Annotated in this window: 3 protein-coding genes; all 3 read right to left on the bottom strand. The window is 39.8% G+C overall.

Annotated features, from left to right (window positions below; translation table 11 throughout):
• Positions 1–97: 97 nt before the first annotated feature.
• Positions 98–2566: a TcfC E-set like domain-containing protein gene (locus B9J87_RS02710; RefSeq protein ID WP_094149314.1), complete on the bottom strand. Its 2469-nt coding sequence runs from the start codon at positions 2564–2566 to the stop codon at positions 98–100.
• 34 nt (positions 2567–2600) lie between these two features.
• Entirely contained in the window at positions 2601–3317 is a 717-nt protein-coding gene (locus B9J87_RS02705; protein WP_094149313.1) for a hypothetical protein, read from the bottom strand.
• Positions 3318–3442: 125 nt separating this feature from the next.
• On the bottom strand, positions 3443–4030 hold a 588-nt coding region (locus B9J87_RS17705), incomplete at its 5' end, for a hypothetical protein (protein ID WP_176429465.1).

Genomic DNA, 4030 nt, shown 5'->3' with positions numbered 1-4030 from the left:
CAATAGCATCAATGAAATTTCCATAGATAACACGCTCAGTAGCTTGTGACATACTAGAGAAAAGTAGTAACGTTGGAAATATAATTTTGTAATTCATTTAGTCAACCTTAGAGCATGTTAGAGCGTTTATTTGGTGGATGCCGTTAATATCTTCAACATTAACAAATGAACAATACCAACGTTCATCTTCATTTCGCATAGTTAAACCATCGAGCTTTTCACTTGCTTGAATAAGAAAGTTTCCATCACTATCGATATCTACCATTGATATCTGTTTGTTTTCGATTTTACTTGTTATCAAATTCTTGTGATCATGAATAGATCCAATGTAAAAATATTGAGTATCTGTTTTTAATTTATGGATCAATATGTTACCCGGAGTTAAAAAAACATTTCGCTTATCGGTTCCAGTTAGTAATGACTGAACCCCTGAACCATGGGATATATTGCTTTCAGAAATACGGTATGTATTTTCTTGATAACCAGAAATAGGATGCATTGTTCGTGGAAGTATTGGCTGAGAGTCTGTTTCAGAACCTAATCCACTGACTGAATGCGCTACCGGCTCTCCAGAATCACTTTCAACAATAACAGCGGCACTATGGTCATTAATTCCACTTCGTCCCATTGCAAACTGTCCATCCTCATCTAGTGAAAAACCCATTGAGTATCCAAGATATGCCGATTCTTTGCTTTTTTTCTCGTTACGACTCATGTATGCAACCCCAGACAAGGAGCCTAATTCATTAAAGTTTCTGTTCACATTTCCAGACAGATTGACGTTACCGTTATCATATTGCTCAAGACGGAGGTTTAGCTGATCATTGTTTTTTCCACTTCGACTATAGCCTGCATTAATAGCCTTATCACCGTTGTTATAGGTAATTGATGAATAATACGAATCATCGGTGTTACGTAACGATAATGATAAATTCATATAAAAAACGCTATCGGTGTCTTTAGCTTTCGATCGGCTCTCTGACCAGGTCGCACTTAAATTACTGTTAAGATCAGAAAATCTAAAATTACGACCCAAACTGATACTGCGACGAGAAATTTTTGCATCCGGACGCTGTAACTGATCATAACGTCGCTCGGTTACGTCATAACCGACTCGTACATTGTTACCCAACAAGTTTGTACCTGCATTAACTCGCCATTGATCCATGCAGGTATAGCGACCTGAACTGATACAGCTATCTTGATTAATATAGCGGTTTTCAGCTGTTAAGCTTAATTTATCCAGATTTATGCTATTGGTTAAGCTCCAACCTTGAATTTGGTTACCGTTTTCCTGGCCAGTAATAAAACGCCCGTTAAAAGACCATCTTGAGATGATTTCAGGAGTGAATGCAAAAGTATCAGTTGCTGATAAGCCGATTTCGCTTAACCAATGATCTCGGCTGATTTGTGATGCCAACGAGATATCACTTAGCCATAGGTTTTTATCTGCAAGCGGTAACCATGTAGCTAACTCAACAACGGATTGGTCACTTTGTTCAGTTTGACCGAATTTTAATAACCACTGCGCGCGGCCATCGCTCACCCTCAATGGGCTTTGAAGTGAATAAACTTCAGTGCGTGAAAACTCTGCACCTTCAAAGATTTTCACTTCAACATCAAAACTGCCAGAAGGGAGATCGTTGCGGCGAATTTGGTTATAGCCGGGATTGAGTGCCTGAGAATGAATGAGCACGCCATACAGATAGAAATCGGCTTTACCGCCTGTTGCGCTAAAGATATCGATATCTTGCTGACCAAATTCAGCAGTTGGTGCTTGATAAAACTGCATACCAGTGCCAAATTGCAGGCCATTGACAGTGTTGTTTGGCAAAAGCTGATGATTAAAGCCACCCTCACTCGAGCGATTTGCCGAGTAACTGGCTAATTTCCCAGCTTTTAGATACCAGCGTTGATCAAAATCATGCCTTAAGTACGCAGAATCAATGGCACTGTTTGTTTCATCATGCGTGTTGCTGATGCTAGACTCAAATGCAGCATAGGTATGATTAGCTAACCCTATAGTGGTGTTGCCACGTAAACCGAGTTGATAAGTATCATCAAACCCAGTTTGAGTTGAAAGGTTTAACGACTGTAACCACGCGCGCTTTTGGCGTCTGTCTGCGGTGCGATAATAGCCCGTGTCAGTCCGCTGATTAAGCCAATCCGCATCGATGTTGATATTGATCGACAGCGCGTCTTGATCGTAAACGGGTAAGACTTTATTGGATTTAATATCACATTTACTTGGTTGAATCGCGCAGTAGCGTTCATTGACCAATGGAAAATCAGCGCTTAATTTATTTTGAAATGCCTGATGATGCACTTCCTGTACCATTGATTTCAAGTCATTAAATACAAGCTGTGGTTCAAGAAACGTCAATGTATCGTGGTTTATTGCAACCTGAAAATAGCCCATAAAAGTATTATTATACTGAAGTTCAACGACTTCATTACGTTGTTCAAGCAAAGCTTCGAAACCAGCAGGAACCGCGAGTACCGATGCAGAAGGTATAAGAATTAACAGCGACAACCATTGTTGACGTGTTTTTTTATTTAAAAACATTTCGAAACCTTACTAAATAAACAATGCAATAGGACTAGCGATCTTTCTTGAGTGTCAACAATTTATTAAGTTGATGAGGGTAGCGGTAGTTAATCGCAGCTACCGGCTTATCATCACGGGTTTGCCACTGATAGTAGTTATTATGGTAAATATTGATATTGGTTTCTGGCTTTTCCCATGCACAATCAGCCATACTCGTACCGATACACTCTGATACGATCTGAAAATGTGAATTGCCTTGGTTAACGATATGATCATCATTGGCGACGATGTTTGGCTTATTTTCTTTCGGCTGCACACGAATTACCCCGCCTAATGATAAGCTGACCCCTGTAGTGGCTGAAATATCATTGTCTTCACGTGCTGAGCCGTGATATTGGTCTGCTGTCACTTGCTCAAAATAAATACGATATACTTGTTCCGTGTCGATATCCTGATCAAGTACCAACACTTGTACTCGACGTTGATCGTTGGGCTTTAAAATCAACTTGTCAGGAATAACCCGAATATCACGTAATGAATTTATCGCAACTTCTTGCTCATCGTCATTATTAGGTGACAAAATTTTTGTTACGTTAACTTTAATATATTGGTCATCAGTTTTATTTTGTGAGGTAAGACTGTAATTAACACGTTCACCTTGAGTGTCATGAAATATTGGCGAGATTTCAAAATAAGCTGCCATCGCTGAGTTAGTGAGTAAAGGAAGCCCTGCAACAATTATATTGGCAAGAAATTGATGAATCTTCATTGGTGGACCTATTGACTATGTAAAACATGCTGGTGTAAAACATGCTGGTTATATGATGTTTGAGGTATTAAGAGCCACTATAATAAGCGGCTCTATACATATATATCGATGAAGGTATAGACAAGTTAAATTTCAGGTGTAACCGTTAACTGCCATTGTTCACTATAATCGCCTGAGGGGAAACTAAGTTTTGAATCACTATGATAATGGACAACATAAAAACCTTTAAAAGGTCGCCCTGCTTGGAAGCCAGTTGCAACAATATCTCCCTCAGAGATTTGTGCCCAGTTTGTAATACCCTCTACCCATGCCTCATGTCGTACCCCGCAAGAGGTAGCCCCTACATCTAGACAGTTGACAGTAGTATTACCGTCATCAAATGTCATCGGCTGTGTGTTATGGAATCTTAAAGTAAAAGAGTTAGCACTGACATTAGAAGAAAGCACATGGTCTTTCATAATAGCAGTATACATAGACCTACCGCCTGGAACATAACCAGGAACTATAGATGCCCCAGGTGAGCTCATTGTATATTGGTATTGCTGATCAGGTTTAACGGTTTGACCATTGAAAAGAAAGTCAACACTAAGAGTCTCATTAAGTGTAGTACCAATATCGAAAGTATAAATTTTACTTCCTTCGCCTTCCCCAACAGGAACATCAGCGTGAGCGAAACCGGCCAGCATGGCCGCAGTTAGAGCAGTAATAGTGAA

Origin of the sequence: Vibrio sp. V19_P1S1T109, from assembly GCF_002241375.1 — a bacterium.
Taxonomy (GTDB): domain Bacteria; phylum Pseudomonadota; class Gammaproteobacteria; order Enterobacterales; family Vibrionaceae; genus Vibrio; species Vibrio anguillarum.
This window is presented reverse-complemented; position numbering and strand designations above follow the sequence as displayed.